The organism is Sphingomonas leidyi (genome assembly GCF_011761945.1).
GTDB lineage: Bacteria > Pseudomonadota > Alphaproteobacteria > Sphingomonadales > Sphingomonadaceae > Sphingomonas > Sphingomonas leidyi.
Genome location: NZ_JAASQV010000003.1, coordinates 418,564 through 444,945, shown reverse-complemented (window position 1 = coordinate 444,945; position 26,382 = coordinate 418,564). Strand labels below are relative to the sequence as shown.

30 protein-coding genes are annotated in these 26,382 nt (G+C 67.5%); 10 read left to right on the top strand and 20 right to left on the bottom strand.

Annotated features, from left to right (window positions below; genetic code table 11):
• Nucleotides 1-5: 5 nt before the first annotated feature.
• Nucleotides 6-413 carry a flagellar basal body rod protein FlgC gene (flgC, locus tag FHR20_RS17395; protein WP_167300864.1) on the bottom strand — a complete coding sequence of 136 codons (408 nt, stop codon included), beginning with the start codon at nucleotides 411-413 and terminating at the stop codon, nucleotides 6-8.
• Between the two features lie 116 nt (nucleotides 414-529).
• Between flgC and FHR20_RS17390 the strand changes: the two genes are divergently transcribed.
• From FHR20_RS17390 to FHR20_RS17375, 4 genes are all read left to right on the top strand, one after another.
• Nucleotides 530-766 carry a FliM/FliN family flagellar motor switch protein gene (locus FHR20_RS17390; RefSeq protein ID WP_086130154.1) on the top strand — a complete coding sequence of 79 codons (237 nt, stop codon included), beginning with the start codon at nucleotides 530-532 and terminating at the stop codon, nucleotides 764-766.
• Nucleotides 766-1,293 (top strand): flagellar biosynthetic protein FliO, encoded by a 528-nt coding sequence (locus FHR20_RS17385; RefSeq protein WP_167300863.1) that lies wholly within the window; start codon nucleotides 766-768, stop codon nucleotides 1,291-1,293. The genes FHR20_RS17390 and FHR20_RS17385 overlap by 1 nt, the downstream gene beginning before the upstream one ends.
• Nucleotides 1,286-2,020, top strand: a complete 735-nt coding sequence (fliP, locus tag FHR20_RS17380; protein ID WP_167300862.1) for a flagellar type III secretion system pore protein FliP — start codon at nucleotides 1,286-1,288, stop codon at nucleotides 2,018-2,020. Before FHR20_RS17385 ends, fliP begins: the two co-directional genes overlap by 8 nt.
• Before the next feature lie 92 nt (nucleotides 2,021-2,112).
• Nucleotides 2,113-2,508 (top strand): hypothetical protein, encoded by a 396-nt coding sequence (locus FHR20_RS17375; protein ID WP_167300861.1) that lies wholly within the window; start codon nucleotides 2,113-2,115, stop codon nucleotides 2,506-2,508.
• A gap of 102 nt (nucleotides 2,509-2,610) precedes the next feature.
• On the opposite strand, the gene FHR20_RS17370 is transcribed toward FHR20_RS17375, so the two are convergent.
• The 15 genes from FHR20_RS17370 to FHR20_RS17300 all read right to left on the bottom strand — a co-directional run bounded on the left by FHR20_RS17370 (nucleotide 2,611) and on the right by FHR20_RS17300 (nucleotide 15,273).
• A complete protein-coding gene (locus tag FHR20_RS17370; protein WP_167300860.1) occupies nucleotides 2,611-3,228 on the bottom strand; it encodes a PilZ domain-containing protein in 618 nt (205 codons plus the stop codon).
• Nucleotides 3,229-3,314: 86 nt separating this feature from the next.
• A complete protein-coding gene (locus FHR20_RS17365) occupies nucleotides 3,315-3,764 on the bottom strand; it encodes a hypothetical protein (protein WP_167300859.1) in 450 nt (149 codons plus the stop codon).
• A gap of 11 nt (nucleotides 3,765-3,775) precedes the next feature.
• The gene (locus FHR20_RS17360; protein WP_167300858.1) at nucleotides 3,776-4,630 is read right to left on the bottom strand and encodes a flagellar motor protein MotB; all 855 of its coding nucleotides are present in this window, start codon (nucleotides 4,628-4,630) and stop codon (nucleotides 3,776-3,778) included.
• A gap of 2 nt (nucleotides 4,631-4,632) precedes the next feature.
• Nucleotides 4,633-4,968, bottom strand: coding sequence for a hypothetical protein (locus FHR20_RS17355; protein ID WP_167300857.1), 336 nt, complete (start codon nucleotides 4,966-4,968; stop codon nucleotides 4,633-4,635).
• Nucleotides 4,968-5,492: a chemotaxis protein CheD gene (locus tag FHR20_RS17350; protein WP_167300856.1), complete on the bottom strand. Its 525-nt coding sequence runs from the start codon at nucleotides 5,490-5,492 to the stop codon at nucleotides 4,968-4,970. Before FHR20_RS17350 ends, FHR20_RS17355 begins: the two co-directional genes overlap by 1 nt.
• On the bottom strand, nucleotides 5,492-5,881 hold the full coding sequence (locus FHR20_RS17345) for a response regulator (RefSeq protein ID WP_179188181.1): 390 nt from the start codon (nucleotides 5,879-5,881) through the stop codon (nucleotides 5,492-5,494). Before FHR20_RS17345 ends, FHR20_RS17350 begins: the two co-directional genes overlap by 1 nt.
• Nucleotides 5,881-6,918, bottom strand: coding sequence for a protein-glutamate methylesterase/protein-glutamine glutaminase (locus FHR20_RS17340; protein ID WP_167300855.1), 1,038 nt, complete (start codon nucleotides 6,916-6,918; stop codon nucleotides 5,881-5,883). The genes FHR20_RS17345 and FHR20_RS17340 overlap by 1 nt, the downstream gene beginning before the upstream one ends.
• Entirely contained in the window at nucleotides 6,918-7,796 is an 879-nt protein-coding gene (locus FHR20_RS17335) for a CheR family methyltransferase (protein WP_341786471.1), read from the bottom strand. The genes FHR20_RS17340 and FHR20_RS17335 overlap by 1 nt, the downstream gene beginning before the upstream one ends.
• Complete coding sequence (locus tag FHR20_RS17330) at nucleotides 7,793-8,290, bottom strand: chemotaxis protein CheW (RefSeq protein ID WP_167300854.1); 498 nt, start codon at nucleotides 8,288-8,290, stop codon at nucleotides 7,793-7,795. Before FHR20_RS17330 ends, FHR20_RS17335 begins: the two co-directional genes overlap by 4 nt.
• A complete protein-coding gene (locus FHR20_RS17325; RefSeq protein ID WP_167300853.1) occupies nucleotides 8,287-10,437 on the bottom strand; it encodes a chemotaxis protein CheW in 2,151 nt (716 codons plus the stop codon). Before FHR20_RS17325 ends, FHR20_RS17330 begins: the two co-directional genes overlap by 4 nt.
• Nucleotides 10,434-10,799, bottom strand: coding sequence for a response regulator (locus FHR20_RS17320; RefSeq protein WP_137863394.1), 366 nt, complete (start codon nucleotides 10,797-10,799; stop codon nucleotides 10,434-10,436). The genes FHR20_RS17325 and FHR20_RS17320 overlap by 4 nt, the downstream gene beginning before the upstream one ends.
• Nucleotides 10,796-11,119, bottom strand: coding sequence for an STAS domain-containing protein (locus tag FHR20_RS17315; RefSeq protein WP_086130166.1), 324 nt, complete (start codon nucleotides 11,117-11,119; stop codon nucleotides 10,796-10,798). The genes FHR20_RS17320 and FHR20_RS17315 overlap by 4 nt, the downstream gene beginning before the upstream one ends.
• Nucleotides 11,088-11,978: a flagellar motor stator protein MotA gene (gene motA, locus FHR20_RS17310; RefSeq protein ID WP_167300852.1), complete on the bottom strand. Its 891-nt coding sequence runs from the start codon at nucleotides 11,976-11,978 to the stop codon at nucleotides 11,088-11,090. Before motA ends, FHR20_RS17315 begins: the two co-directional genes overlap by 32 nt.
• Before the next feature lie 80 nt (nucleotides 11,979-12,058).
• Nucleotides 12,059-12,877, bottom strand: coding sequence for a class I SAM-dependent methyltransferase (locus FHR20_RS17305; protein WP_167300851.1), 819 nt, complete (start codon nucleotides 12,875-12,877; stop codon nucleotides 12,059-12,061).
• The gene (locus FHR20_RS17300) at nucleotides 12,874-15,273 is read right to left on the bottom strand and encodes an HAD family hydrolase (RefSeq protein ID WP_167300850.1); all 2,400 of its coding nucleotides are present in this window, start codon (nucleotides 15,271-15,273) and stop codon (nucleotides 12,874-12,876) included. Before FHR20_RS17300 ends, FHR20_RS17305 begins: the two co-directional genes overlap by 4 nt.
• 116 nt (nucleotides 15,274-15,389) lie before the next feature.
• Between FHR20_RS17300 and flaF the strand changes: the two genes are divergently transcribed.
• Nucleotides 15,390-15,752 carry a flagellar biosynthesis regulator FlaF gene (gene flaF / locus FHR20_RS17295; protein WP_167300849.1) on the top strand — a complete coding sequence of 121 codons (363 nt, stop codon included), beginning with the start codon at nucleotides 15,390-15,392 and terminating at the stop codon, nucleotides 15,750-15,752.
• A gap of 98 nt (nucleotides 15,753-15,850) precedes the next feature.
• Here flaF and FHR20_RS17290 read toward each other — a convergent pair whose 3' ends face one another.
• The gene (locus FHR20_RS17290; protein WP_167300848.1) at nucleotides 15,851-16,318 is read right to left on the bottom strand and encodes an Lrp/AsnC family transcriptional regulator; all 468 of its coding nucleotides are present in this window, start codon (nucleotides 16,316-16,318) and stop codon (nucleotides 15,851-15,853) included.
• 142 nt (nucleotides 16,319-16,460) lie between these two features.
• Here FHR20_RS17290 and FHR20_RS17285 point away from each other — a divergent pair, with 142 nt between their 5' ends.
• From FHR20_RS17285 to FHR20_RS17275, 3 genes are all read left to right on the top strand, one after another.
• Nucleotides 16,461-17,195: an AzlC family ABC transporter permease gene (locus FHR20_RS17285; RefSeq protein ID WP_208413698.1), complete on the top strand. Its 735-nt coding sequence runs from the start codon at nucleotides 16,461-16,463 to the stop codon at nucleotides 17,193-17,195.
• The gene (locus FHR20_RS17280) at nucleotides 17,195-17,497 is read left to right on the top strand and encodes an AzlD family protein (protein ID WP_167300847.1); all 303 of its coding nucleotides are present in this window, start codon (nucleotides 17,195-17,197) and stop codon (nucleotides 17,495-17,497) included. Before FHR20_RS17285 ends, FHR20_RS17280 begins: the two co-directional genes overlap by 1 nt.
• Before the next feature lie 130 nt (nucleotides 17,498-17,627).
• On the top strand, nucleotides 17,628-18,788 hold the full coding sequence (locus FHR20_RS17275; RefSeq protein ID WP_167300846.1) for a serine hydrolase: 1,161 nt from the start codon (nucleotides 17,628-17,630) through the stop codon (nucleotides 18,786-18,788).
• Between the two features lie 93 nt (nucleotides 18,789-18,881).
• On the opposite strand, the gene FHR20_RS17270 is transcribed toward FHR20_RS17275, so the two are convergent.
• Nucleotides 18,882-20,759, bottom strand: coding sequence for a methyl-accepting chemotaxis protein (locus FHR20_RS17270; protein WP_167300845.1), 1,878 nt, complete (start codon nucleotides 20,757-20,759; stop codon nucleotides 18,882-18,884).
• A gap of 409 nt (nucleotides 20,760-21,168) precedes the next feature.
• Here FHR20_RS17270 and FHR20_RS17265 point away from each other — a divergent pair, with 409 nt between their 5' ends.
• Both FHR20_RS17265 and FHR20_RS17260 read left to right on the top strand, forming a co-directional pair.
• Nucleotides 21,169-22,506 carry an alginate export family protein gene (locus FHR20_RS17265; RefSeq protein ID WP_167300844.1) on the top strand — a complete coding sequence of 446 codons (1,338 nt, stop codon included), beginning with the start codon at nucleotides 21,169-21,171 and terminating at the stop codon, nucleotides 22,504-22,506.
• Nucleotides 22,507-22,624: 118 nt separating this feature from the next.
• The gene (locus FHR20_RS17260; RefSeq protein WP_167300843.1) at nucleotides 22,625-22,975 is read left to right on the top strand and encodes a hypothetical protein; all 351 of its coding nucleotides are present in this window, start codon (nucleotides 22,625-22,627) and stop codon (nucleotides 22,973-22,975) included.
• Between the two features lie 9 nt (nucleotides 22,976-22,984).
• Here FHR20_RS17260 and FHR20_RS17255 read toward each other — a convergent pair whose 3' ends face one another.
• Nucleotides 22,985-23,599: a response regulator transcription factor gene (locus FHR20_RS17255; RefSeq protein WP_167300842.1), complete on the bottom strand. Its 615-nt coding sequence runs from the start codon at nucleotides 23,597-23,599 to the stop codon at nucleotides 22,985-22,987.
• Entirely contained in the window at nucleotides 23,600-26,278 is a 2,679-nt protein-coding gene (locus FHR20_RS17250; RefSeq protein ID WP_167300841.1) for a PAS domain S-box protein, read from the bottom strand.
• Between the last annotated feature and the right edge of the window lie 104 nt (nucleotides 26,279-26,382).

The following is a 26,382-nucleotide window of genomic DNA, read 5'->3' as shown; positions in this document are numbered from 1 at the left end:
ATCCTTTACTTGAGGAGGTCGATGGTGCGCATCGTCAGGCTCTTGGCGGCCTCGATGGCATTGAGATTGGCTTCGTAGCTGCGCTGCGCCGCCTTCATGTCGGCCGTCTCGATCAGGCCGTTGACGTTGGGCTTCATGACATAGCCGTCCTTGTCCGCGGCCGGATGGCCGGGCTGATAGACCTTCACGAAGTCCGACTTGTCGTTCTCGATCGCCTTGACCTTGACGCCCAGGCCGCCGGTCGAGCGGTCGACCTCGGACTGGAAGCTGGCGACGCGGCGGCGATAGGGATTGCCGCCCGGCGTATCCGACACCGAGTCCTGGTTCGCCAGGTTTTCCGCGATGACGCGCATGCGCAGCGATTGCGCGCGCAGGCCCGAGGCGGAGATGCCGAGCGAGGTCTTGAGGTCCATGATCGTCCTTCCAAGCAGGCCCGACGGGCCGTTTCCTCCATTGTAGGCAAAAATTGCCGGGGCGGGCGCCGAGCGCGGAAAAAAGGTTCCTATAAGTCCTCCTGAAAGGAACACGCATGTCAGTGCTCGACGGAATTATGGTCGATATGTCGATCGTGCTGGGCTCGGCCAATGTGCCGATCCGCCAGGTCCTGCAGATGAGCCGCGGCGCGATGATCCCGCTGGAAAGCAGCCAGGACGATCCCTCGCTCGTATATGTGAACGACGAGCTCGTCGCGAAGGGCGTGGTCCTGGTCGACGGCGAAGTGATGTCGCTCGAAATCACCGAACTCGTGAAGAAGCAGCGCAACTGATGGACATCCTGTCGACGCTGCGCACGCTGGGTGCGCTCGGGATGGTGCTCGGCATGCTCGCCGGCGCGCTGTGGTTCGTGAAGCGCTATGATCTGAAGCTGCCCGGCCGCGTGACCAGCACGCGCCGCAAGCGGATCGAGATCGTCGAGCGCCTGTCGGTCGACGGCAAGCGCTCGGTGGCGCTGATCCGCCGCGACGGGATGGAGCATCTCGTGATGTTCGGCCCCGAGGGGCAGGCGACCATCGAGAGCGGCATCGTCGCGCCCGAGCCGTCCGTGCCCGAGCCGGCCGCGGAGCCCATGCCGGCGGCCAACCTCGCCGAGGATATCGCCGCGCTCGGTGCCAATTTCGCCCGGCTGGTCGATCTTCCCAGGCTGGCCGAGCTGCCCAGGGCCGTTGCGGCCCGGGCCGCGACTGCCGCCGCCGCGCGCAATGCCCATCCGCCGCGCGCGCCGAAGCGCGTCCGCGAGCAGCGCAACACCACGCGGTGGAACCGCGCCGCGGTGCGGGCCGCGCTCGATGCATAGGCTGCTCGCGGCGGCCCTTGCCGCCCTGATCCTCATGCCGGCCGAGGCCTATGCCCAAGCCAAGGGCACGACGATCAACATCGGCGGCGCGGACGGCGCGCTCTCGGCCAAGGCGATCCAGCTGGTGCTGATGCTGACGGTGCTCAGCCTGGCCCCGGGCCTGCTGATGACCGTGACCAGCTTCACGCGCATGGTGGTGGCGCTCTCGTTGCTGCGCACCGGCATCGGCGCGCAAGGCGTGCCGCCCAATCCGGTGATCATCAGCCTGGCGCTGTTCCTGAGCTTCTTCGTGATGGCGCCCACCTTCGAGAAGGCATGGAGCCAGGGCGTCGACCCCTATACCAAGGGCAGGATCACCGAGAGCCAGGCCTTCGAGCGGACGGCCGAGCCCTTCCGCAAGTTCATGCTCGGCCAGGTGCGCGACAGCGATCTCAAGCTGTTCGCCGATCTGGGGGGCAAGAAGATCCAGAACCGCGCCGAGACGCCGCTGACCACGCTGGCGCCGGCCTTCATGATCTCGGAACTGCGGCGCGCCTTCGAGATCGGTTTCCTGCTGCTGCTGCCGTTCCTGGTGATCGACCTGGCGGTGTCGGCGGTGCTGATGGCGATGGGCATGATGATGCTGCCGCCACCCACGATATCCCTGCCGATGAAGATCATCTTCTTCGTGCTGGTGGATGGCTGGGCGCTGGTCGCCGGATCGCTGGTCAAGAGCTTCGCCCAGTAGCGAAGCCGTCAGGGACGGGGGAGGGGGCGGATGCCGGGGGGCGTCCGCCCCTATCTGCTTGTGGACCCGAATGGCGGCGGTTAGCTTCGCGCATGAATCGCCGGAGAGGCTGCCTCGTCACGCTCGTCGTCCTGGCTGTTCTGGCGGCCCTGGCGATCCCGGTGCTGCTGGCGCGCTGGCCCTGGCCCATTTCCGATCCGGTGAGGCTGAAGGCGATCGAGGCCGAAGCCCAGGCCTTGATGGCAACGCATCCGGCGAGACCCCCGGTACATTATGCCCGCGTGCCGGAGAGCCAATTGCCGCCTGTCATCGCGAGCCTGCATCCCGAATGGGTCACGGTGCACGAATGGGGCGTCGACATCGTCATCAAGCCCTATTTCGATGGCGGTTGGGGATATCATGTCGCCCGGAGCCGGCGCGATCTGCCGATGTTCGACGGATGCTATTCGGAAGTCGGCCACGGCGTATTCTGGCACGGTCCCTGCTAATTCCGGGTCGGCCCCTGCCAACGCGCCCGGCGCGGCTCCGCCGTTCGTCCGCCAGGGCGATGTCGGTCGTGTCGAAGCGTCTCGCGCTGCCGTGACGGGCGGTCAGCCCCGTGCGGCGGGGCTGTCCAGCCAGGCCGAGAGTTCGGCATAGGAAATGGGGTCGTGGAAGGCGACGCCGGTGAACTCCTCGTTGCTCCAGCGCGTGGTGCAGCGGCGCGAGGGCAGGCCCGGAATCATCAGGATCACTTCGGTGTCGTCGCGCAGCGGCCGTTGCAGGCGCAGGCAGGCGCCGCCCTGCGAGAGGTCGGCGACGACCACGTCGATCGGGCGGCCGAACGAGCTGATCCGCGCGGGGATGTCGGCGGCGAAGCGCGGCGAGCGCGGGCGCACCGTGGCTGCCTCGGGCTGGGGCTTGCCGAGAATGGCGTTCACGTCGGCGGGCGTATCGAACCGCACGCCGGCGCGGCCTCCCCCGGTCCAGGCGATCGCGCCGTTCAACAGCGCGCCGCCACGCAGCTCGACGGTGATCCGCATATCGGGCAGCAGCGACGCGATCGTATCGATCTGCATGCCGCGTTCGGAGAGGTTGCGCACCCGGCAGAGCTGGCCGGGATTGCCCTCATGGCGCAGCTTGCCGACAAGGAGCGTAGCCACCGTCCGCGGCGCGCGTTCGATCCACTCGTCGCGGTTCTCGCTTGCGATGGCGGAGTTGGGTTCCACTATGTCCTCGGCGAAATTGCGTGACCTCTGTTTTTTATAGGGGGATCGCCGGCCGGGGTGGTCCGACTTGACGCAAAATACGTATTTTACGCAGGGGTCGCCTGGGTGATCGCCACCTTGCGCACCACGCCGGCGCCGAACGCTTCCGGAGCGGCGGCTTCCACGATCTTGCGGAACTGCTCGAGGCTGGGCAGCAGCCCGTCCTTGCCGGCCGCCATCGGCGTCCTGAAGGTGCGCATGTTGATCGCATGCAGCAGCAGCGGCAGCCGCTTGGCCACCTCGCCGGACTTGTCGCGGGGCACTTCGAGGTTGAACTGGAACTGGACATAGCCGGTGAGCCGCCCGTCTTCGGGCGAGACCAGCGGCGCGAGCAGCTTGTCCACCTGGACGAACGCGGTCTCGACTTCCGCCTGGGCGGGGGCCGTGGCGGCGTGGGCGGGGCGGGGGCCCAGCACCACCAGCGTGCCGAACGCGGCGGCGCCCCCCAGGCCGAGCCCGGAGAGCAGCACAATGGCCAGGAACAGGATCTTCTTCATGGCGGCGACACTCAGAACTTGAAGCTGCTGTCGGTCGGAAGCGAGGGTGCCTCGGCCTTCAGTACGATGGTGATGCGGCGGTTCTCCGCCCGGTCGGGCTGGTCGGGGAAGACCGGACGCGTGCCGCCCATGGCGACGACCTCGGCAAAGCGATCCGGCGTCATGCCCGAAGCGATCATCGCCTGGCGCGCAGCGAGCGCGCGCGCGCCCGACAGCTGCCAGTTCGCATCGCTCTGGCCGCCGCCGGTCGCGTCGGTATGGCCCTCGATCGCGATCTGCCCGCCTGCCTGGGCGAGCTTGGCCGCGGTCTTGGCGAGCAGCGCGCGCGCGAAGGGATTGAGCTCGGCGGTGCCGGGGCGGAACATCGATTGCTTGTCGGTGTCCATCAGCGTGATCCGCATGCCCGCGCGCTCCGGCTCGATCGCCACGTTCTTGCGCGCCTGGTCCTGCGGCACGGCGTCGAGCGCGATCTGCAGCTCGCTGGCGAGCACGCGCATCGAGGTGTCGGGCACATCGGCGGTGCCGCCGCGCGCCGCGCCGCTGGTGGCGGCCTCGGAAGTCGGCGTGCCGTTCGCGCGGCTGCTGTCGTTCGACGAGCGGCGCGCCTGGCCGCCCGCGCCCTCGGACGTGCCCATTACCGGCGTCGAAGGCGAGGTGTCCGAGATGGTCGGCGAGAAATAGGCGGCAAGGCCCTTCAGCCGCTGCTTGTCCGGATTGGCGATCAGCCACAGCAGCATGAAGAAGGCCATCATCGCGGTGACAAAGTCGGCGTACGCAACCTTCCAGGCGCCGCCATGATGGCCGGCCGCGACCTTCTTGACCCGCTTGATGACGATCGGGCGATCATTGGCGCCGGGCGCAGGCATGGTCAGGCGCCCCCGAGGGCGTCGCGCATGCGCTGCTGCACCGCGCCCAGGCGGATATGGCCGATCGCCGAGAGCGAATCCTCGCCGCGCGCGATCCGCTCGAGCAGGTTCACGCACTCGTCGGCATGCTGGATGAGATAGTCGAAGTCCTGGAGCTGCTCGAGGTAGGAGCTGGCGAAATGCGCGTCGCCGACAAGCACTTCGGCAAGCGCCTCCAGCTTGGCGCGCATCTCGCGGATCTCGCCGGCGATCACATTGTGCAGCGTCGCCGAGAAGGGATCGAAGCCGGAGATCGCCCGTGCGGGGGGGAGCTGCGCGGGAACGGGCATGCAGGACATCAGAACAGCTCCAGATCGCCGCCGGAGGCCGGGGCGTGAACGGGGACCGGCGGGCGCTCGGGCACGCGGTCCGTAACCTTGACGCAGCGGCTGCGGCCTTCATGGGGAAGGAACTCGATCTTGCGGGCGCTGGTGCCCCCCAGATCGGTATGCCCCACCGCGATCCCCTCGGTCTCCATGAAACGGCGGGCGAAGTCGGCGTTCGAGGAACCGATAGAGCCCAGCCCCGAGACGATGTTGGCACCCCCGTAGAGATGCGCCATCAGCCGGCCGCGCACCGCGCCCTTCTGCATCATCGCGTTGATCAGCAGCTCCATCGCATGCACGCCGTAGCGCGCCATTTCCGAGGCGCCCACGCGCTGGTCCGCGCCGGGCTCGCCCAGGAGGAAATGGTTCATGCCGCCGACCCGGGCGACCGGATCGAACAGGCATGCGGCGACGCAGCTGCCGAGCAGGGTGGAGACGACCACCCCGGGCTCGGCCACCACGGCATGCTCGCCCTGGACGATGGCGAGCCGGCGCATCAGGTGAGCTCGCCGAAGACGCGCTCGATCTTCTCCTTCAGCGCGGCCGGCGCGAACGGTTTCACGACATAGTTGTTCACGCCCAGCGCCGCGGCCTTCTGGACGATCTCCTTGTCCGACGAGCCGGTGAGCATGATGAACACCGTCTTGCCGATCACCGCATCGGTGCGCACCGCCTCCAGGAACTGGAGGCCGTCCATCTCCGGCATGTTGTAGTCGGAGATGATCAGATGCACGCGGTCGCTCTTGACCGCCGCCAGCGCCTCCTGGGCGCTCGGCTTGTCCCGCACGTCCTTGAACCCGAGATCCTGCAGCGCGCGACGGATCATCGCGCGCATGCTGGTCTGGTCGTCGACGACCATCACCTTGATCGCTGCAGCAGCAGGCATCAGACGCTCCCAATCTTCTCGCGGCAGGCCTTGAGGATCGCCTCAGGCATGCCAGACAAACCAACTTCCTGTTCCACCGCGCCCAGCTCCTTCGCCGAGCGCGGCATTCCCCAGACCACGCAGGTCTCCCTGCTCTGGCCCAGCGTGCGGGCACCGGCCTGGCGCATCGCCAGCATGCCCTGGGCGCCGTCGGCCCCCATGCCGGTGAGGATCACGCCGACCGCGGCTTTGCCGAGCGGCGCCACCGAGTTGAACAGCATGTCCACCGACGGCCGGTGGCCGGAGACCGGATCGCCGTCGCGCAGCCTGACATGGCCGCGGACGCCGCCGCGCAGCTCCATGTGGCGCTGCCCCCCAGGAGCAATATAGACGGTTCCCGGCAGCACCGGCGCGCCATCCGTAGCTTCCACCACATGCACCCGGCATTCGCCGTTCAGCCGCTCCGCGAAATTGTGGGTGAAGGCGGCCGGCATGTGCTGGACGACCAGCACCGGCGGGCAATTCTCGGGCAGGGCCGGCAGCAGCGAGAACAGCGCCTCGACGCCGCCGGTGGACGAGCCGATCGCGATGATCCGCTCGCCGACGCTGCCTGCCGCAAGCGCGGGCTGGGCGGGCAGGCGCTGCGGGCCGGCGCGGGCGACCGAGCGGGCGGCGGCCTTCACCTTCTCGCAGAGCAGCACCGCGTCGCGCTCGATGTCCTCGGGCGTGCCGCTGGGCTTGGTGACATAGTCGACCGCGCCCAGGCGGAGCGCCTCGATCGTCACTTCCGCCCCGCGCGCGGTCAGCGTCGAGCACATCACCACCGGCATCGGCCGAAGGCGCATGATCCGCTCGAGGAACGACAGCCCGTCCATCCCCGGCATCTCGACGTCGAGCGTCAGCACGTCGGGGTTGAGCGACTTGATCATCTCCCGCGCCGCGAAGGGCTCGGGCGCCATGCCGACGACCTCGATCGCCGGATCGACGGAAAGCATGCGGTTGAGCGTCGCGCGCATCGAGGCGCTGTCGTCGACGATCAGCGTACGTACGGGTGCCATCAATGCGCCTCCGGCTTCTGGTAGATGGTGTGCCCGCACGAGCGCATCTGGCTTGCCGCCGGGCCGATCAGCCGCTCGGAATGCCCGATGTACAGGTGGCCGCCGGGGGCGAGCTGGTTGACGAAACCCGCCTCCAGCTCTTCCTTCGCGGGATCGCCGAAATAGATCATCACGTTGCGGCAGAAGATCACGTCATAGGCGGCGCGGAGCGGCCAGGGCTCGAACAGGTTGAGCACCCTGGCCGTCACCAGCGCGCGCGCCTCGTCCGCCATCTGGAAGCCGCCCTGGACGGGCTTCATCCACTGGCTGCGCCAGGGCTCGGGCACCGCTTCGGCGACGCTGTCGGCATAGACGCCGCGCTTCACCGATTCCACCACATGGGGAGCGATGTCGGTCGCCAGCAGGCGGACATCGGCATTGCGCAGCCACGCGGCGCCCGCGCGGTCCGGCCCCAGCAGGCACATGGCGATGGTGTAGACTTCCTCGCCCGACGAGCAGCCCGCCGACCAGATCCGCACCGGGCCCTGCTTGCGCTTGAGCGCCGGCAGCACGGCCTCGCGAAAATGATCGAAGTGATGCGGCTCGCGGAAGAAATGCGTGTGATTGGTGGTCAGCGCCACCACCATCGCATGGCGTTCCGCCGGATCGCCCTGCACGAGCGCGACATAGTCGGAGAACCTGGCCAGGCCATGCTCGCGCAGCCGGCGCCCCAGGCGTGACTGGACGAGCGTGGTCTTCGCCGCGCTCAGTGCGATGCGCGCATCCTCGTGCATGATCGCGGCGATGGCAGCGAAGTCGCGGGGCGTGAGCTCCGCATTGCTGCCCGTCATGGCCGTGGCGACGCCGGCAGGCGCCAGGGCGCCCCCGGCGGCGGTCACGCTGCGATGTCCAGATGCTTGGTCAGGCTCAGCGCGTCGAGGTCGAGCAGCAGCACCATGGTGCCCTTCTCGTCCCGGGTGCCGTCCTTCTGGCGGGTCGCGATGCGCACCAGCCCGGCGATGACGCTCGGCTCGATCGTCTCGACCTCGGGGGCCGGCTGGATCTCGGCTTCGCCGATCGCGACGATGTCGTTGACTTCGTCGACCAGGAAGCCGGCCTGCTTGCCCGCGATATGGACGACGAGGATGCACGAGCGCGCATGGATCGCGCTCGGTTCCCAGCCCAGCCGCTCGGCCAGGCCGACGACGGGCACCACGTTGCCGCGCAGGTTGGTCACGCCCTTGATGAAGCCCGGGACGTTGGGAAGCGGCGTCGGCTCGTCCCATTCGCGGATCTCGATCAGCGCCCGCATGTCGATCCCGAAGGTCTGCTGGGCAAGCGAGAAGGTGACGATCTTGCGGTCGGTGCCGGCGTTGTCGTTGGTGGTGGTCATGCTGCCAGTCCTTTCGGGGTGAAGCGATTGGTGGAGGCGACGAGCGCCTCGATGTCGAGGATGAGCGCGATCGAGCCGTCGCCGAGGATGGTGGCGCCGCCCAGGCCGCGGATCGGATGGAGATTCTGGTCGAGGCTCTTGATCACCACTTCGCGGCGATCGTCGATGGTATCGACCACCAGGCCGACCTTGCCCGAGCCTTCGTTCTCGACGATCACGACCAGGCTGTCCTCGATCGCGCGGTCGTCGTTGAGGCCGAAGATCTCGGTGGCGCGCTTCACGGGGACATATTCGCCGCGCATGTCGATCACTTCGCTGTCGGGCGAGGTGCGCTTCACCTGGCCCGGCTCGGGCTGCACCGTCTCGAGCACATGCGCGAGCGGCAGCACGAAGCGCTGGCCGGCGAGGCGGACGATCATGCCGTCCAGGATCGCCAGGGTGAGCGGCAGGATCATCGTGAAGGTGGTGCCTTCGCCCGGAACCGAGTGGATCTCCACGCGGCCGCCCAGCGCCTCGACGTTCGAGCGGACCACGTCCATGCCGACGCCGCGGCCCGAGATGTTCGAGATCGTGTCGGCGGTCGAGAAGCCCGGCGCACAGATCAGCTGGTCGATCTCTTCGTTCGACAGCTGCGCGTCGCCGCTGATGATGCCTCTTTCGACGGCCTTGGCGCGGACCTTCTCGCGGTTGATGCCGCGGCCATCGTCCTGCACCCGCACGAAGATGCGGGCGCCGCGCTGCTCGGCCGAGAGCTTGATCGTGCCCGCGGGGTCCTTGCCCGCGGCGATGCGCTCCTCGGCGCTTTCCAGGCCATGGTCGGCAGCGTTGCGGATCATGTGCGTCAGCGGATCGCCGATCTTCTCGATCACGCCCTTGTCGACTTCGGTGGTCTCGCCCACCGTCTCGAGCAGGATCTGCTTGCCGGTCTCCACCGAAAGGTCGCGCAGCATGCGCGGCACGCGGCTGAAGGCCTGTTTGATCGGCTGCGCGCGCAGCGACATGACGTTGTCCTGGATCTGGCGCGTCAGGCGCGCCAGCTCCGGCAGCTCCACGCGCTGGCGATCGGCCGGCGACAGCCGGTCGGCCAGGATCGAGTTGCGGATCACCAGCTCGCCGACCAGGTTGAGCAGCAGGTCCAGCTTGCCCAGATCGACGCGGATCGTCTGTTGCGCCTCGCTGCCCGCCTTGGGGGCGATGGCGGGCGTCTCGACGCTGCCGATCGCGGGCGAGGCAGCGGCGATCGTCTCGACGACGCGCTGCATTTCCGCTGCGAAGTCCTCGATGCCGGCGGATACCGGCACGAAGCCGAATTCGTCGGCCGCCGGTGCGGCTTCGGCCAGGGGTGCGGCTGCCGCCTCGTCGCGGCGGACCTCGACGATCGAATCCGGGGCGACGAAATCGAAGCAATCGCTGATGTCGCTCTCGGCCACTTCGCCCGGAACGCGGAGCGTCCAGGTGAGATAGGCGTCCTCGGGATCGAGATCGCGCAGCGGCGGCACCGTCGAGGTGTCGACCGCGACGACCTCTCCGCCCAGGCTCTCCAGCTCGCGGATGATCAGCAACGGCTCGCCGGCATTGGCCAGCGCGGCGCGCGACGGCTTGAAGGTGACGATCCAGGCGGCGTCGGCGGCCGGCAACTCGGCGGGCGCGTCGAAATCGTCGAGCGAGACGGCCATGGGCACGAAGCCGAACGCGTCCGCTTCGCCGGCCGGCACCTCGGCGGCGGCGGCCGGCGCGGCGACGGGCCCGCCGTCATCGGCACCCTTGTTGGCGAGCACCTGCTCGAGCGCGGCCAGCGCGGCCTGGTCGACCGGGCGGGGCGCCAGGCCCTTGGCGGATTCGACATGGTCGGTCAGGATGTCGAAGGCGCTCAGCATCACCTTGACCACGCCGGGGCTCGGCGGGATCTTGCCGCCGCGCACTTCGTCGAGGACGTTCTCGAACTTGTGCGCGAACGCAGTGAGATCGGCATGGCCGAACGCGCCGGCACCGCCCTTGATCGAATGGACCGCGCGGAACACGCCGGCGATCACCTCGGCCGACACGTCGCCCGCCTGCATGGCCGACAGCCCCTGCTCGGCGGTGGTCAGCCCCTCGGCGCATTCCTCGAAGAAGATCGCCTGGATATCGTCGAATTCGTCGCTCACGGGCACACGCGGCGGATGGCCGCCCCCAGCTTGGTCGCCTCGAACGGCTTGGTGATCCAGCCGGTGGCGCCGGCCTCACGGGCGCGCGCCTTCTTCTCGTCCGAGAATTCGGTCGACAGCACCAGGATCGGCGTGCCGCGGAAACCGGAGACCGCGCGCACCGCTTCGATCAGCTCGAACCCGTCCATCTTGGGCATGTTGATGTCGGTGATCAGCAGGTCGGGCTGCACTTCGTGCATGCGCTCCAGCCCGTGCTCGCCGTCATTGGCGCTCTCGATGCGGAAGCCCTGCGCGGTCAGCGACGTCTTGAGCAGCATGCGCATGCTCGCCGAATCGTCGACGGTAAGGATCAACTTGCTCACTGGGCGTCTCCGGTCTCGAGGCCGATCGTCGCGGCCAGGTGGCAGCGCTGCACGCGATCGACGAATGCGGGGCTGGGATTGGCGATACGGAACTCCTGGCCGCCCGCGGCCGCCTCGGCGCGCGCGGCGACGAGCAGCTGGAGCACCGCCTGGCCGACGCTCTCGACCTCGGACGCGTCGATCTCGATCGCGTCGTCCAGGTCGGCGGCGAGCACCAGGCGCACGCGCAGGTCTTCGGCCGTGACGGTGGTACCGTGGACGGGGAGGCGCAGCGCGCGCTCCTCGGCGTCAGGCAGCGGCAGCGACTGGGACTGGTCCATTCTTGGCCTCGTCAAGTGCGGTTTCGAGTTGCTGGAAGCTCGGCGCATAGGCCGAGGGGGTCATGCGGCGGGCGATCTCGATCGCCACCTGGACCGGCTGGTTCTGGGCATAGGCGACGATCGCCGTCTTCACGATCGAATAGGGCTTGCCGTCGGCCTCGAGCGTCTCGAGCAGCTTGGCGGCGAGGGGGCCGACCACGCAGTAGCTCAGCAACACGCCCAGGAAGGTGCCGACCAGCGCGCCGCCGATCATCGCGCCCAGGATCTCGGTCGGCTGGTCGATCGAGCCCATGGTCTTGATGACGCCGAGCACGGCGGCGACGATGCCGAGCGCGGGCAGGCCGTCGGCCATGATCTGCAGCGCGTGCTGCGGGCCGGCCTCTTCGTGGTGATGCTTCTCGATATCCGCGTCCATCGCGGCCTCGATCTGATGCGGATCCTCGAAGTTGACCGTCATCATGCGCAGATAGTCGCAGATGAACTCGACCAGGTGATGGTCCTTGAGCAGGCGCGGATAGGGCGTGAAGAGGTTGCTCTCCTCCGGCTGGTCCAGATGGGGCTCGAGCGCGGTGGCGCCCCCCTTCTTGAAGGTGGAGAGCACGGTGAACATCAAGGTGAGCAGGTCCTTATAGTCCTGCGCCTTCCACTTGCCGCCCTTGAACGCGCGCATGATGCCCGTGCCGGCCTTCTTGATCGTCGCCATCGAGTTGGCGACGATGAAGGCGCCGATCGCGGCGCCCGCGATCGCCATCATCTCGTGCGGCAGCGCATGCGCGATGATCTCGAACTTGCCGCCCGACATGATGAAGCTGCCGAAGACGCAGACGAGAATGATGATGAATCCGATGCCGTTGAGCATGGCGGTTCGCCCGATGTCCCTGTTGTTTCCAGAATTATAGGAAGGATTTGCCGGCCGGTGTTGCCGCGCCGGCAAATTGCTCAGGCCGCCTCGGCGGTGCGATCCTGCCAGTCGATGACCGCCAGATAGTTGCGCAGCCGGTTCGCCTCGAGCGCGGCGAGCAGCTTGTTGTTGTGCCAGGGCACGATCATCTCGGCGAGGGCGGGAGCCCAGGGCGCCGAGCTGTCGAACAGCACGCCCAGGCCGAACACCGCGGGCACGTGCGCCCAGGCGAGCGGACGCGCCTCGGTCTGCGCCTCGGCCCGGAAATCCTCCACCGCGGTCAGCACGCCGTTGCGCGGGCCGCCTTCGTGCAGCGCCCAGGCGAAGCTGCCCGCGCCGCGGAAGCCGCGATCGGGCAGGCAGCCGGGCTGGCCGAGCGAGACGCCGCCTTCGAAGCTGTGCGGGTGGCGATGCTCTTCGGGAATCCGGTCGGGCGCATAATAGCAGTCGCGGCGGGCGCACGGCCACGAGACGTCGTGCAGGAGCGCCAGCAGCGGCCTGCCGTCGCGCCGCGCGATCTGGTCGGCGATGCGCAGCTCGTTGATCACCGTGTAGTAATTATGGTCGCCGTCGATCACCCAGGCGTCGATGTCCGAAAGCTTCGGCATCGCGTCATGGCTGGGCTCGGCGATGTGGCGCACCTCCGGCGTCTGGCGGGCCCAGGCCAGGAACTCGGCCTTGGGCGCCGGGTCGATGCTGGTCAGGCTGCCGCCGGCCACGCGCGCATAGGCGGCCAGCTGCTGCGACATGCCGCCGAACTCGGCGCCTACTTCGGCGATGTTGCGGGCGCCCGCGATCTGGAGCCCGTGGAGGATGATGTCCGAGAATTCGGACATGGAGTGGATCAGCAGGCTCATGCGATGGCTCCCTGGAGCATGGCGTTGGAAGGCGCGGGTGCGGCCGGCTGGCGCGCGGCGATGGGACGGAAGGCCACGGCCAGCATCATCTGCCGGTCTCCCTGGCGCGGCGGCGGCGGGACCATCATGAAGGCGAACGCGTTCTCGCAGCGGAAGAGATGGGGCGCGACCTGCTCCATGCCTTCGAGCGAGGGCAGCGCATCCATTTCCTGACTGCCGTCCGGATGCGGCCTGTCGCTCAGGAAGCGGTCGACGGGCATGAAGCTCACGCTCTCCACCTGCACATAGTCGAAGAGCTGGCCGAACTGCACGCCCACCGAGAAGCGGCTGTCGCCGATCGGAATGGGGGCGAGATAATAGCCGTCATGCGTCGGCGTGGCGGTCACCGTGCCGGTCGAGACCTGGTTGCCGTCGGCGACGATCAGCGGCAGCGCGATCGAGGTGTCGACGAAGTCCCGGTATTTGAGGGGCATCGCGAAGCGGCGCTGCGCCAGCAGGCTGAGCTTGAGCGCCAACCCCTCGCCGTGCAGCTCCGCCGGCAGATACATGCGCTCGGCGCCCTTCATGTAGAACAGGCCGCGCTGGCGCAGCCCGCGCCGGGCGATGGCGGGATCGAACAGCGAGACGGTATTGTCGACGCCCAGGTTGATGTCGTGCTCGAACGCGCCGAGCACCGCGAGCTCGGCTTCGAGCGGCACGTACATCAGCCGGCCGAGCACGCTCGCCGCGCCGCGCCGCCACAGGATCGCCTCGTGCGCGGGCGGCACCGCGCGGATCGACACGCTGCCTTCGTCGCGCACGAAGCGCAGGCAGCCCGCCTGCACCCGGTCGCGCACGTCCGACTGGCGCGACTTGATCGAGCTGCCGCGGCGGATGGCAGTGCCGTCCTTCTCATAGTCGATCACCGATCCCTGGGCGGCGGTGCAGAGCTGCTCGAGCACGGCGACGTTCGAGCACAGCGCCTCGAGCGCGGCGCAGTCATAATCGTCGTGGCCGATAAAGCCCCTCTTGTCGAAGCCGCTACGCGACTGTTCGCGCAGCAGCAGGTAGCGGCCGGCGACCTTCACGCCCAGCTCGCGGGCGAGCAGCGGCTCGACATCGTTCTGGACCGAGCCGTTATAGCCCAGGTCGACCAGCATCAGCGTGTCGCCTCTGGCCGGGTTCACGGCCTTGCGGACATGTGCGATCAGCCGGTCGGCGAAGCTGCGCGAGGCCTGGGTGATGCGGCGCATGCGCTGCGGGTCCTGAATCGCCTTGAGGAAGGCGCCGGGGCGGGGATTGTCCTTGACCAGCCTGGCCGCTTCGGCGGCCGGCAGCAGCAGTTGCTTCGCCACCGCGCTCAGGTCGCCGCAGATCTCGCGCTGGAGATAGCGATCGACCGCGCCCGGCGTTGCCAGCGCGGCGGCGGTGCCGGTGAAGCGGCTGATCTCAACGGCATGGCCGGTGCCGCCGCGCGCCTCGTGGACAAGCTGCGGCAAATGGCCGTCGCGCATCAGGAACACGGCGTGCACCGTGCCGCCATGCTGCGCCCGCAGCGCCGCGGCCTCGTCGTCCAGCCAGCGGTCGAACCCGTTCAGCACAGGGCCCAGCGTGGTGAAGCCGAGCACTTCGGCGGCATCGCCCAGCTGCGGCTCGATGGCGGCGATCGTCGCGCGGTGCGGCTGGTGGGTAATCGCCACGCCGGCCTCGGTCGCGTGGAAGATGTTGCTGATCGCGCCCTCCAGGCGGATGCGCTGCTCGCTGCCGTCGGTGAACTGCTTGAGGTGCAGCGTGTTCACGCCGAACGGCGCGACGCCGTCGACATCCGCCTTCTTGTTGTCGCCGATGTGCAGGATCTGCTCGGGCGCGATCCCGAGCGCCTTGAGAACCGGGCCGTACAGGCCTTCGCCCTTGGCCTTGCCGTAATGCGACGAGCAGAAGATGCGGCCGATCAGCCCGGCGACTTCCTCGCCCGCGGCGGCGGCGATCAGGCTGCGCAGCTGCTTCTCGTCGAGATAGGTGTCGGAGACGATGATCGTCTCGATGCCCTTCGCCCTGGCTGCGCGCATCAGCGCCACGGTGGGCGCGAAGGCGAAGCAGTGGCGTGCTTCGGCGGCGAGCTCGTCCCGCACCGCGGCGGCGCGCTCGGCGGCGCTCGCATTGGGCATCAGCTCGGCATAGATCTCGTCGATATGGACTTCGTTGCGGTGGTGGCGGACGGCGGCGGTGCTCCGCGCGGTCTGCTCGGCCCAGCCGCGCTGGAGGAGGTTGGCTTCGCCGAGCGCGCCGAACAGGTCGCGCGGGGCGTGCACGTCGCGCCACAACAGCGTGTCGAAACAGTCGAGCGAGAGCAGGGTCACCCCCGGATAAGCGTCCAGTGCCGACGGCAGCGCGTGCGGAAGGATTGCGTTGGCCAATGATTTTCCCCGGATGCGCGCCCGCAATTCGACAGGACGCACCAATCTTATAGGATGTTCGCACCCGGAACGGTCGCAATCGTCCTAGAATGAAGGGTCAAGCAAATGGAGCGAGCATGACCCTTAGTGCCTATCAGGCTGCCCGTACCCGGGCTGAAACGCCGCGCTCGGCAGAGCTCAGGCTGTTGGGCGAGATCACCGGCGAGATGATGGATGCGGAAGAGCGCGGGTTGAAGGGCGCGCTGCTGATGCCGCCGCTGCATCGCAACCGCCAGATGTGGGACGCCTTCTCGACCGATTGCGGCATTGCGGGCAATGGCCTGCCGCATGAGTTGCGCGCGCAGATCATTTCCCTTGCCTTGTGGGTGGACCGTTTCACCAGCGACGTGATCGCCGGCCGCGAGCGGATCCGCGAGTTGATCGAAGTGAACCGCATGATCATGGACGGGCTGCGCGGCCCGCAACGCGCCGCCGCCTGATCCTTCCCCGGCATCGACGGAAAGGGGCGCCCCGGCGAGAGCCGCGGCGCCCCTTTCCGTCGTACGCGACAGGGCCCGGCTTCCTCCGGTCCGCGAGGCTAGTCCGTCGACAGCGGCAGTTCGGAAGTCAGTTTCACCTTCTGCATCGGAATGTCGGTCTTCAGGCTTAGCACACAGGGGATGCGCGCCAGCCTTTCGGCCTGGAATCGCCGAAAGGCCGTCAGGTCCGCGGCGACCACGCGGAGCAGAAAATCGCAGTCGCCGGCCATCAGATGGCATTCGACGACTTCGCCGAGCGGCCGGATGCTGGCGATGAAGTGCTGCACGGTCTCCTCGTCCTGGCTCTTGAGCCAGACCCGGACGAACAGGGACATGCCAAAGCCGATCCGCTCCGCGTCGAGCAGCGCGACATAGCGTTCGATGATGCCGGATTCCTCCAGCAGCCGCACGCGCCGCAGACAGGGCGATGGCGACAGTCCGACTTCCTGCGCCAGCTCCACGTTCGTCAGGCGCCCGTTACGCTGCAAGGCCATCAGAATGCGGCGGTCGATACGATCGAGCTTCATTGGCGGAATATTCCACATCCATGAGAATATGTAATCATAAATGCTGAGATGCTGCCGAATATCGCGAAAGTTCGCAACCTAATGCGCCTTGAAGCGGCATATACGACTGCCTGCAAATAGTTCCGCAATCCGAAGGGCAGCCATGACGGGAATGACGCAGGGCAGGTCGATGCCGGTACCAGAGCGCCGCGCCGAACTGGCGCGGGGCTTGCGGGCATCGCTGCCCGTGATGATCGGATTCATACCGTTCGCGCTCGTGCTGGGCGCGCAGGCATCGGCCAAGGGGCTCGGCGCCCTGGAAGTGCCGATCCTCACGGGGCTGAACTTCGGCGGCGGATCCGAGTTCGCCGCGATCGGGCTATGGACTTCGCCGCCGCACCTCCTCCTGATCGGGGGCGTGACGATGCTGGTCAATTGCCGTCACCTGCTGATGGGGGCGGCGTTCGCGCCCTATCTGCGCCATCTGCCCCGTCGGCAGGTGCTGCCGGCGCTGTTCTTCATGTGCGATGAAAGCTGGGCGATGGGGCTCGCGGATGCCAGGCTGGGGGCAAGGGCGGGTCGGTCGCAACCGTTCAGCCTCGCTTATTATCTCGGCGTCTCGATCGGGCTCTACGCCACCTGGGTGGCCTTTACCGCACTGGGCGCGCTCCTCGGCCCGGTGCTGGGCGACATCACGCGCTATGGCTTCGACATGGCGTTTCCGGCCGTGTTCCTCGTCCTGCTGCGGGGCATGTGGAAGAGTGTGCGCGCCGCAATGCCCTGGGCGGTGAGCCTTGCCGTCGCCATTGCCGTCTACCTGCTCGTGCCCGGCGCCTGGTATGTGCCGGCGGGTGCGGTTGCGGGCGTCCTGGCCGCTTGCGCCTGGGCACGGCCATGATGCCCGACCCCGCCACCCTGGGGGCGATCCTGCTGATGGCGATCGTGACCTATGCTACCCGGATCGGCGGTTATCTGCTGCTCGGCGACCGCATATTGTCTCCGCGCATGACGGCGGTGATGGATGCCGCACCCGGTTGCGTCCTCGTTTCGGTGATCGCGCCGGCCTTCGCCGCCGGGCGCTCCGCGGATCTGATCGCACTCGTCGCGACGCTGTTCGCCGCCACGAGGCTGCCGCTGCTGCCTACCGTCCTGATCGGAGTTGCGAGCGCGGCGATGCTGCGGTTCATGCTGCCGGCATAGGCGGGAGAGGGGACTTGGGCGCAATGTTCGCGCAACCTCGCGGCACAAGTGCCGAACCATGCGCTTGCGCGCCGACGGGGGACATTGCCATGATGGCGACGGGGCTGCCGGAAACAATGCGGGAGGTCGCGTGCACCTGTTCCTTCGCTCGTTGGTGATGGCGATCGGCCTGGCCGCTGCGCTCGCTCCGTCCGCCGGCGCGCAACAGGCTCCGCCGATCGCGACGGCCCGGTCCCCGGCCGGGCAATCGCCCGGGGATTTCATTGCCGGCTATGCCGCGGAACATGGCTTCAGCGGCACGATCCTGGTGCAGAAGGGCGGCCGGGTGGCCTTCGAACGCAGCTTCGGCCTGGCCGACCGCGAGCACAATGTGCCGAACGCGGACCACACCGTCTATTGGGTCGCCTCGATCACCAAGCTCTTCACCTCGACGCTCATTCTCCAGCTCGCGGAGCAGCGGCGGCTGGACCTCGACCGGACGGTCGGCACCTATCTTCCCGACTATCGCGGCGAAGCGGCAACGAGGGTGACGGTCCGCCAGCTTCTCAACCACACGTCCGGGCTGCGGAACATCGACGTCATTCCCAATATCGAGGACGAGCGGCAGGCCATCCGGGCCCAGATCGAGGACGCCGTCCGGCACGACCGGCTGCCGCTCTATCAGACGCCCTACAGCAGCGACGATCTGCTTCGGAAGTTCTGCAGCGATCCGCTCGTCAACGCGCCGGGCAAGGTCTTCGACTACAACAATGCCGATTACATCATCCTCGGGAAGATCATCGAACAGGCCTATGGGAAGCCGTTCGGCGTCGTGCTGGGCGAGCGCATCCTGCTTCCGCTGCAGATGCGCCACAGCGGAATGATGCGCCACCAGGATGTCGTTCCCAACCTGGCCAATGCCTATTCGCTCGGCGCCGATCGCCGAACGCTGCAGCATGACACGCCGGTCTATCCCGAGAACTGGTATGCCGCCGGCGCGCTCTATTCGAGCGTGGGCGACCTGCTGCGCTTTTCCAATGCGCTGTTCGACGGCCGGCTGATCGGCCGGCCCATGCTCGACCAGATGACCGCAGCCGGGCTCGACCGCTATGGCCTCGGCCTCTGGGTGTATGACACAAGGGCCGGCGGCACGACGCATCGCGTCGCAAAGCGTCCGGGCCATATCATGGGCACGCAGAGCCAGCTCTACCGGTTCCTGGACAGCGATCTGACGGTCATCATCCTGAGCAATGCCGGCACCACCGATCTCGATGCCTTCGTGGCGGCGATCGGGAAGCGCATGCTCGAATGAGCGGCACCGGTGCCCGCCAGGATGCGGGGGCCGCAGGGAAAGGGCGCCCCGGCCGAAGCCGGGACGCCCCGTTCGCGCAGCTGGAGCCGGGCCTCAGAACGAAGCCCAGTCTCCGCTGGTCTCGATCGCGCCGTTAGTGGCCAGGGCCTTTACCGGCGAGACATAGGCCTTTTTCGAGGCCGGTTTCGGTGCGCGGGTGGCAGGCATCGGGGCCGGGCGCATGGCCGGGCGCACGGCGGCGGCGTTGCCCACGGTGAAGCGGCCGGCCTGCTCGGAGAGCGTGCTCACCTCGGTGTTCAGGTTGCGCGCGGCGGCGGAGGTTTCCTCGACCATCGCGGCATTCTGCTGGGTCGCCTGGTCCATCGACCCGATGGCGGTGCTGATCTGGGTGATCGCCGTCGATTGCGCGGCATTGTCCGTCGCCATCTCGGCGAGCAACGTGTGCACCTCGCCGACGTCGCTCGAGATATCGGCCAGCGCGCCGTCGACCTTCTCGACCATCGCCACCGCGGCGACGATATCGGTCTGGGTGGCGGTCAGCTGGTCGCGGGCGCGACCGGCCTCTTCCTCCGCCCGCATCGCCAGCGCCGAGACCAGGTCGGCGACCACCGCGAAGCCGCGTCCCGCCTCGCCGGCCCGCCCGGCCTCCACCGCGGCGTTCATCGCCAGCACCCGCGTCTGGAACGCGATCTTGTCCAGGCCCTCGATCACGCTGTCGATGCCCTTGGCGGATTCCGAGACGCGCGTCATCGCCTGCACCGCCTCGTCGGCGATCGCGCGGCCGCCCGATACGGTCGAGATCGCGCCGTCGGCGCGCGCTACCGTGCGGCCGGCCGAGGCCGCCATCGTCTTCAACCGCTCGTCCATCTGGGTGACGGCGGCGGAGGTCTCCTCCAGGCTGGCGGCATTGGCTTCGGTGCGGCGGGCCAGGTCTTCCGAGGCCTGGGCGATTTCGCTCGAGCCGGTATGGATCGTCGACGTCGATTCCATCACCGAGCCGATCAGCGTGCGCAGGCTGGTCAGCGCTGCGTTGAAGTTGGTCTTGAGGGTGGCATAGTCGGCCGGGAACTCCCGGGCGATCTCCGCGGTCAGGTCTCCCCTGGCGACTTCCCCGAGATTCTCGCCGAGCGTGTCGACCACCATCTTCTGCTCGGCGTCGGCAATGGCCTTGGCCGCGGCGGCGGCTTCCTGCGCCTGGGCGGTGTCGCGGAAGACCAGCACGGTCTTTGCCATCGCGCCCAGTTCGTCGCCGCGATCGGTGCCCGGCACTTCGACGCGGTTGTTGCCACCGGCGAGCGCGAGCATCGCCTCCTGCAGGCGCGCGAGCGGCAGGGTGATGCCCGAACGCGAGACGAAATAGCTGAAGCCCATCGTGGTCAGGATCGAGACGAGGCTGACGACCAGCATCGTGTAGATCGTGGAATAGCTTTTCTCGGTAAGCTCGTTCGATCGGGCCTTGCCGTTGGCGACCACATTGTCGTTGAACTTCACCATCTGCGCGGAAAGGTCGATGATCAGCGGATCCACCTTGGCGAGCAATGCCTTGGCGCCGTCATTTTCGTTGCGCTGGCCGAGCACGACCGCCTGCGCCGCAAGCTCGTGGATCTTGGCGATCTGGCTGCGGAACCTGTCGAGCTGCGGCTTCAGCGAAGGCTGGAGCTGTTCGGCATTGTCGAGCAGCTTGTTGGCCGTCTCGAAATTGCCCTGCTCCGCCTTGCCGGCCTCCTGGGCCATCTTCGAAGCGCCGTCATAGGAAAGCGCGCGATAGCCGGCATAGGCGATGTCCGATGCGCGACGATTGGCGCGTGCCAGCTCGGTTGCCACGGGCATCTGGTTCTCGATCATCTCCGAATAGCTCCGGTCGATGCGCAGGAGCGCGTCCGATCCGAACAGTGCGACGCCCATCCCCACGGCGGCGATTATGGCGACGAGCCCCAATATCTTGGTTGGAATCTTCAACTTTGCGAGCATCTCATACTTCTCCTGCAAAGAGACAGGCTCTCGACGAGAGCCCGTCCCGACTAAAATTCGATGGGGAGCGGCGGCATCAGAACGACGCCCAGGCGGGGTTCCTGCCCTGCTGGCAACATAGTCGCCGACGCCCGGACCGAGGGCCCGGGTGCCGAGAATGGCGACGCCCACCGGCATCTTCCTTGCGAAGGGCCAGCTGCTTGATCGTGCCGAACATTCTTGATCTTTCGTTGTTTTCCGGCGGTTCCATTGTAGGCGCCGCGATCGGGGAGGGTGTCCTGCCCGGCAGGAAAGTGGCACCATTATAGGACTAACTCCTCGCCCTCCTGAGGTCGCACGGGCACTGCGAGCAGACCGGAGTTTGCAAATCATCCTATAATTGACCGGGTAACCATTTCCGGAGTGTCCCGTGGCCCGTTCCGTTCGCATCCCCGTCGCCTGTGCGGCGATCCTGCCGCTCGCCGCCGCGCCGGCGTTCGCGCAGGACAGGGTGAAGCTGAGCGTGAACGGCAGCCTGCGCGCCCGCGCCGAGACGATCGGCGGGCAGTTCCGTCCGAACACGCCGGAACATGACAGCTTCCTCTCGTTCCGCTCCATGCTGGCGGCGAAGGCCGAGATCGGCGGCTTCACGCTGGGCGGCGAGCTGGTCGACGCGCGTGGATATGGCGAGCGCGACCGGAGCTCGGTGCGCACCAACGAAATCAACGACCTCGAGCCGGTCCAGGCCTATCTCGCCTGGCGGCCCGCCAGGGGCATGCAACTCACCGCGGGCAAATTCGCGATGGACATCGGCGCGAGCCGCCTGGTGGGGCGCACCGATTTCCCCAATGGCGTGCCCACCTATCTCGGCGCGAAGCTCGAGATGCAGGACGAAAGGCGCAACCAGCTCTTCCTGTTCTGGACGCGTCCGTTCACTGCGCTGCCCGACACGCCGGAGGACATCTACGACAACAAGGTCCAGCTCGACCGGGCGACCGAGAATATCGAGTTCTTCGGCGGCAACGCCATGCTTGCCAGGCTGTTCGGCAGGACCGGCTTCGAGACCTATGCCTTTCGCCTGATCGAGCATGATCGCGCCACGCATCCGACGCGCAACCGCCGCCTGGTGACTTTCGGCGTGCGGCTGCGCCAGGCGCCGGCACGGCATGCGCTGGACTATGAAGTGGAAACTGCGCTCCAGCGCGGCCTAGCCCGTGCAACCGCCGCGGTGACCGACGTGCGCGATCTTCGCGTCCGCGCCGGCTTCGTGCATGCCGAGATGGGCTGGACCTTCGGCGGCAGCTGGGCGCCGCGCGTGGCTGCGCTCTTCGACTATGCCAGCGGCGAGACGGCCAACCCCGACACGTTCACGCGTTTCGACACGCTCTACGGCGCTCGCCGCGCCGATTTCGGCCCGCTCTCGCTCTATGGTGCGCTGGGCCGGGCGAATATCGTGTCGCCGGGCATCCGCTTCGAGGCGCGACCCTCGAAGCGGCTCGACCTCATGGCATCGGTGCGCGGCGCCTGGCTCGCTTCTGCCATCGACAGCTTCTCCGCGACCGGCGTGACCGATCGCGCCGGCCGCGCGGGCCGCTTCGGCGGCACCCAGTTCGAGCTGCGCGGGCGCCGCTGGCTGGTGCCGCGGGAACTGCGCCTCGAGCTTGGCGCAGCCTGGCTCGCCAAGGGGCGTTTCCTGCACGATGCGCCCAATGCGCCGCGCACCGGCGACACCCGGTTTGCGCATGCCGATCTCGCCTTTTCGTTCTGATCCGCCTTTGCGGTCCGACATTTAGGTAGAAGCCACGGATGGCAGGACCTGCATGGTCGCGCATACATCCGATCACCCGCGGGCGGTAAGTCCGGGTCGCAAGTTGCAGGAGGGCCAAGTGAGCCCGAGGTTCCCACTGGTGGTGCTCGTCGCGCGTGAAATGGGCCTCCGCAGCACGCTGATCGCCCGCTTGTCGATGGCCGGCGCCGATCTCGTCACCATCGACAATCTGGATGATCCGCGGGTCGCGCGCTGGCTGGCCCGGAGCCCGGTCCTGATCATCGACGAAGCTGCGCTTGCCGCACGTCCCGGCGGTGAGGCCGCGCTGCGCGCCGATCCGCGCTGGCGCGCCATTGCGGTGATCGGGGGTGCGGCCGCGGATGCGGCATATCCGCCGCGCATCCCGCGCGACGATCCCGCCAGCGTGATCGAAGCGATGTTGCCCGGCTGGGGCTATCCCGAGCGCTGACTATGCGCGCTAGCTCTTGGGGAACATTCCCGCGGCAAAGGCGATGCGCAGCGCTTCGGAAAGGCTGCGCACTTCCAGCTTCTCCATCAGGTTGGCGCGATAGATCTCCACCGTGCGCGGGCTGATGTCGAGTTCATAGGCGATGATCTTGTTCGATCGTCCCTCGATCAGCCCCTTGAGCACGTCCTTCTCGCGCGGCGAGAGCTTGCCGATCTTGGATTCCGCGGCATTTACGCGCGTCGCCGCCTCGCTACCCTCCTCGAGCCGCGAAAAAGCGAGGTCGATCGCGGTCATCAGGAACTCTGCCTCATAGGGCTTTTCGATGAAATCGAGCGCGCCGGCCTTCATTGCCTGCACCGCCAGACCGACATTGCCCTGGCCGGTGAGGATGATCGCCACGAAGCGCGGATCGCTCGTCACCGCGTTGAGCACGTCGAGCCCGGTCGAGCCCGGCATGTGGAAATCGAGCAGCAGGACGCCCGGATCGAGATCCGGCAGCGATTCCAGGAAGATGTCACCCGAACGGAAGGCCCGGATCACCAGATCGGAGCGAAGCGAAAGGAGGCTGTGCAAAGAGGCCCGGACGGCATCGTCGTCGTCCACGATATAGACCGTTTTTGTCATCTACTCTCCACCCTGTTCCGTCGTGGGTAGCGTGAAGCGGAAAACCGCGCCCCCTTCGGGCCGATTTTCGGCACTCAGAACCCCACCATGGGCCTCAATGATACGCTTGCTGATGGAAAGTCCAATACCCATTCCTGCGCCTTCTTTCTTCGTTGTCGTGAAACGGGAAAAGAGTTGGTCGAGCATTGGTTCCGGTATGCCCGGCCCACTATCGACGATTTCTATTGCAATCATATCTTTGGTAGACTTGCGCGATCGTACGATAATCCGGCGATCGTTGCCTCCCTGTTGGCGAAGAACGTCTATGGAATTGCGCAAAAGATTAACAACAACTTGCTGCACTTGTACGCGATCCGCGAAGACACAGGGTATTTCGGGGTCCAGATCGTAGGTCAGCCGGATGTTGAACTGGCTGGTACCAATGAGGACCAGATCGGCTGCGTCACGAATTGTCGGCCCCAGCGGCATGATGCGCAGATCCACTTCGCCGCGCATGGTAAAGCTGCGCAGGCGGCGGATGATCTCTCCCGCGCGCAACGTCTGTTCATTGGCCATGCGCAGCAATTCGCCGACCCGCTCGAATTCCTCGCCCTTGTCGAGCAGCATCCGCGCCGCAGCGAGGAAGTTGGAGGTGGCGGCGAGCGGCTGGTTGAGCTCGTGCGCCATGTCGGCGGCGAGCTCGCTCATCGCCGATTGGCGGCCGACATGGGCGAGCTCGGCATTGAGTTCGCTCAGCCGCTCCTCGGCGGCGAACTGCTCGCTCAGGTTGCGGGCGAAGAGGGTATAGAGCAGATGCCCGTCGATCTGGGCGACGCCGCCGCGGATCTCCATCGGGAAGCGATCACCGCCGCGGGTCAGGCCGGCGGCGGCGATCGTCTGGCCCTGTTCCAGCGGCTTGCCCGCCTTGAGAAAGGCGCCCAGCCGCGTCTCCGATTCCGGCTCCTCGTCGCGGGGATAGGGCGTGAGCATCGCGAAATTATGGCCCAGCACCTCATGGGCGCGATAGTCCCACAGGGCTTCCGCGGCAGTGCTGAACACGCGGATCGTGCCTTCCTCGTCCACCGCCAGCATCGCCTCGGGCACGGTCTCGATGATCGAGCGCAACTGTGCCTCGCGGCGGCGCAGCGCCGCCTCGCGCTCCTCGCGTTCGGTGATGTCGAGCATGGCGCCGATGGTGCGGACCAGGTTGCCCTCGGCATCGTAGAAGGCGCGCGACGACCCTTCCACCGCGCGCACCGATCCGTTGCGCTTCTTGAAGCGATAGCGGAAGCTGAAGCGGGGCGCGCGATCGGCGACGGCGCCCTCGATCGTCTCCATCACGCGTTCGGCGTCCTCGGGCTCGATCTGGTCGCGCCAGCTGTCGAAGCTGGTGACGGTGCCGGGAACCAGCCCCAGCCGTTCTTCCGCGCCCGGTGCCCAGGCGAGCCGACCCGTGGCGACTTCCCATTCGAACACGCCCACTTCGTGCGTCGCGGTGGCGATCGCCAGCCGCTCCTCGCTCTCGCGCAGCTCGGCCACGGCGCGGGCCCGGTCGGAGATGTCGGTCATCTTGTGGATGATCACCGGATCGCGACCGGCGATCTCGACACGGTGGACCCGCTCGAGAATGGCGATCTCGCGCCCGTCGCGCGTCGTCTCCACCAGTTCCTGGGTTTCGTCCTGCGGGCGGCGGGGCAGGGTGGTCTCGGCGCTCTCGCAGCGCGAGCGGAGCAGGAGATATTTGTTCTGCCCGCGGGCTTCCTCCTCGCTCCATCCGAACAACCGGGCCGCGCCTTCGGACCAGTGGACGATCCGCCCGTCGGGCGAAGTGAGCGCCATGGTAGTGACGTCGATGGCCTCGCTCAGCTCCACCTGTACCGATTGCTCGCGTGCGACGCGCGTGACGGCCCAATAGGCGATCGTGCCGACGATCAGCACGTTGCCGAGCATCGCGAGGAGCTGGCCGGGGGCGGCGGTGAACACCATCCGCCGCGCGAGCACCAGTTCCAGCATGGCGGGCAGCACGGGCAGGATCAGCGCGGCGGGCAGCAGGATCTGCAGCATGCGGCGATTGTCGGGATCGCGCGCCAGGTCGCGCATCCAGCCAAAGCCGCTGTTCCAGGTGATCGCGGCCAGCGCCAGCGAGATCGAGACGATCGCCGCGGGCAGCGAGGTCGTGAGCAGCGGCAGGGCCGGGCCCGCGCCGGCGCGCGAGAACAGGATGATGATCGCCGCCGCCGCGGCGAGCCCCAGCGCGATCATCGCGACCAGGCTGCGCATCTCCTTCGCCACCAGGTCGTGCACGCATTGTCCCAGCCCGGCGAGGCCGAGCACGAGGAACACCGCGGCCGGATTGATGCCCACCCGCCCCGGGAAGCTGAAGCTGAATTCGTCGAGCTGGGCCGGGAAGAGCAGCCGGTCGACGCCGAGGTCGATCTCGGTCCAGCGCTCGAACAGCGCGACGAGAGCGATGGTGAGCGGGACCGCCAGGAAGTTGATTGCCAGTCGCCGCCGGCCCAGAAAGGAAGCCAGGAAGCCGAGCGACAGGCCGATATATCCGATCGCGGTCCAGGGCCAGATCGGGAAATCGTTCAGGCCGAACCCGCGCAGGGCCGGAAAGTGGAGGAGCCAGCCCGCGAAAGCCGCCAGGCTGCAGGCCAGCCCGAAAAAGGCGAGCGCAAGCGCGACTCGTCGATTCACGGGTGCTGCCACCCATGATGGCTCGGTGGGGTCAATTGCGGAGCGCAACGATGCACCTTCCCCTTCCGGGAACTGTCAATAACACCAATCAAGCCCAAGAGAAA

Bases quoted from the DNA above. Each gene is read 5' to 3' on its own strand.
- FHR20_RS17350 (WP_167300856.1), bottom strand. From the start codon at position 5,492: ATGCGCCGGCTCGCCATCGTCCAGGGCGAGCATGCCGTGGTGGCCGAG.
- FHR20_RS17280 (WP_167300847.1), top strand. From the start codon at position 17,195: ATGCCCGACCCCGCCACCCTGGGGGCGATCCTGCTGATGGCGATCGTG.
- flaF (WP_167300849.1), top strand. From the start codon at position 15,390: ATGACCCTTAGTGCCTATCAGGCTGCCCGTACCCGGGCTGAAACGCCG.
- FHR20_RS17330 (WP_167300854.1), bottom strand. From the start codon at position 8,290: ATGACCACCACCAACGACAACGCCGGCACCGACCGCAAGATCGTCACC.
- FHR20_RS17255 (WP_167300842.1), bottom strand. From the start codon at position 23,599: ATGACAAAAACGGTCTATATCGTGGACGACGACGATGCCGTCCGGGCC.
- FHR20_RS17285 (WP_208413698.1), top strand. From the start codon at position 16,461: ATGACGGGAATGACGCAGGGCAGGTCGATGCCGGTACCAGAGCGCCGC.
- FHR20_RS17360 (WP_167300858.1), bottom strand. From the start codon at position 4,630: ATGCCTGCGCCCGGCGCCAATGATCGCCCGATCGTCATCAAGCGGGTC.
- FHR20_RS17365 (WP_167300859.1), bottom strand. From the start codon at position 3,764: ATGAAGAAGATCCTGTTCCTGGCCATTGTGCTGCTCTCCGGGCTCGGC.
- FHR20_RS17345 (WP_179188181.1), bottom strand. From the start codon at position 5,881: ATGCCTGCTGCTGCAGCGATCAAGGTGATGGTCGTCGACGACCAGACC.
- FHR20_RS17385 (WP_167300863.1), top strand. From the start codon at position 766: ATGGACATCCTGTCGACGCTGCGCACGCTGGGTGCGCTCGGGATGGTG.
- FHR20_RS17315 (WP_086130166.1), bottom strand. From the start codon at position 11,119: ATGGACCAGTCCCAGTCGCTGCCGCTGCCTGACGCCGAGGAGCGCGCG.
- FHR20_RS17340 (WP_167300855.1), bottom strand. From the start codon at position 6,918: ATGGCACCCGTACGTACGCTGATCGTCGACGACAGCGCCTCGATGCGC.
- fliP (WP_167300862.1), top strand. From the start codon at position 1,286: ATGCATAGGCTGCTCGCGGCGGCCCTTGCCGCCCTGATCCTCATGCCG.
- FHR20_RS17375 (WP_167300861.1), top strand. From the start codon at position 2,113: ATGAATCGCCGGAGAGGCTGCCTCGTCACGCTCGTCGTCCTGGCTGTT.
- flgC (WP_167300864.1), bottom strand. From the start codon at position 413: ATGGACCTCAAGACCTCGCTCGGCATCTCCGCCTCGGGCCTGCGCGCG.
- FHR20_RS17270 (WP_167300845.1), bottom strand. From the start codon at position 20,759: ATGCTCGCAAAGTTGAAGATTCCAACCAAGATATTGGGGCTCGTCGCC.
- motA (WP_167300852.1), bottom strand. From the start codon at position 11,978: ATGCTCAACGGCATCGGATTCATCATCATTCTCGTCTGCGTCTTCGGC.
- FHR20_RS17355 (WP_167300857.1), bottom strand. From the start codon at position 4,968: ATGTCCTGCATGCCCGTTCCCGCGCAGCTCCCCCCCGCACGGGCGATC.
- FHR20_RS17390 (WP_086130154.1), top strand. From the start codon at position 530: ATGTCAGTGCTCGACGGAATTATGGTCGATATGTCGATCGTGCTGGGC.
- FHR20_RS17290 (WP_167300848.1), bottom strand. From the start codon at position 16,318: ATGAAGCTCGATCGTATCGACCGCCGCATTCTGATGGCCTTGCAGCGT.
- FHR20_RS17305 (WP_167300851.1), bottom strand. From the start codon at position 12,877: ATGAGCCTGCTGATCCACTCCATGTCCGAATTCTCGGACATCATCCTC.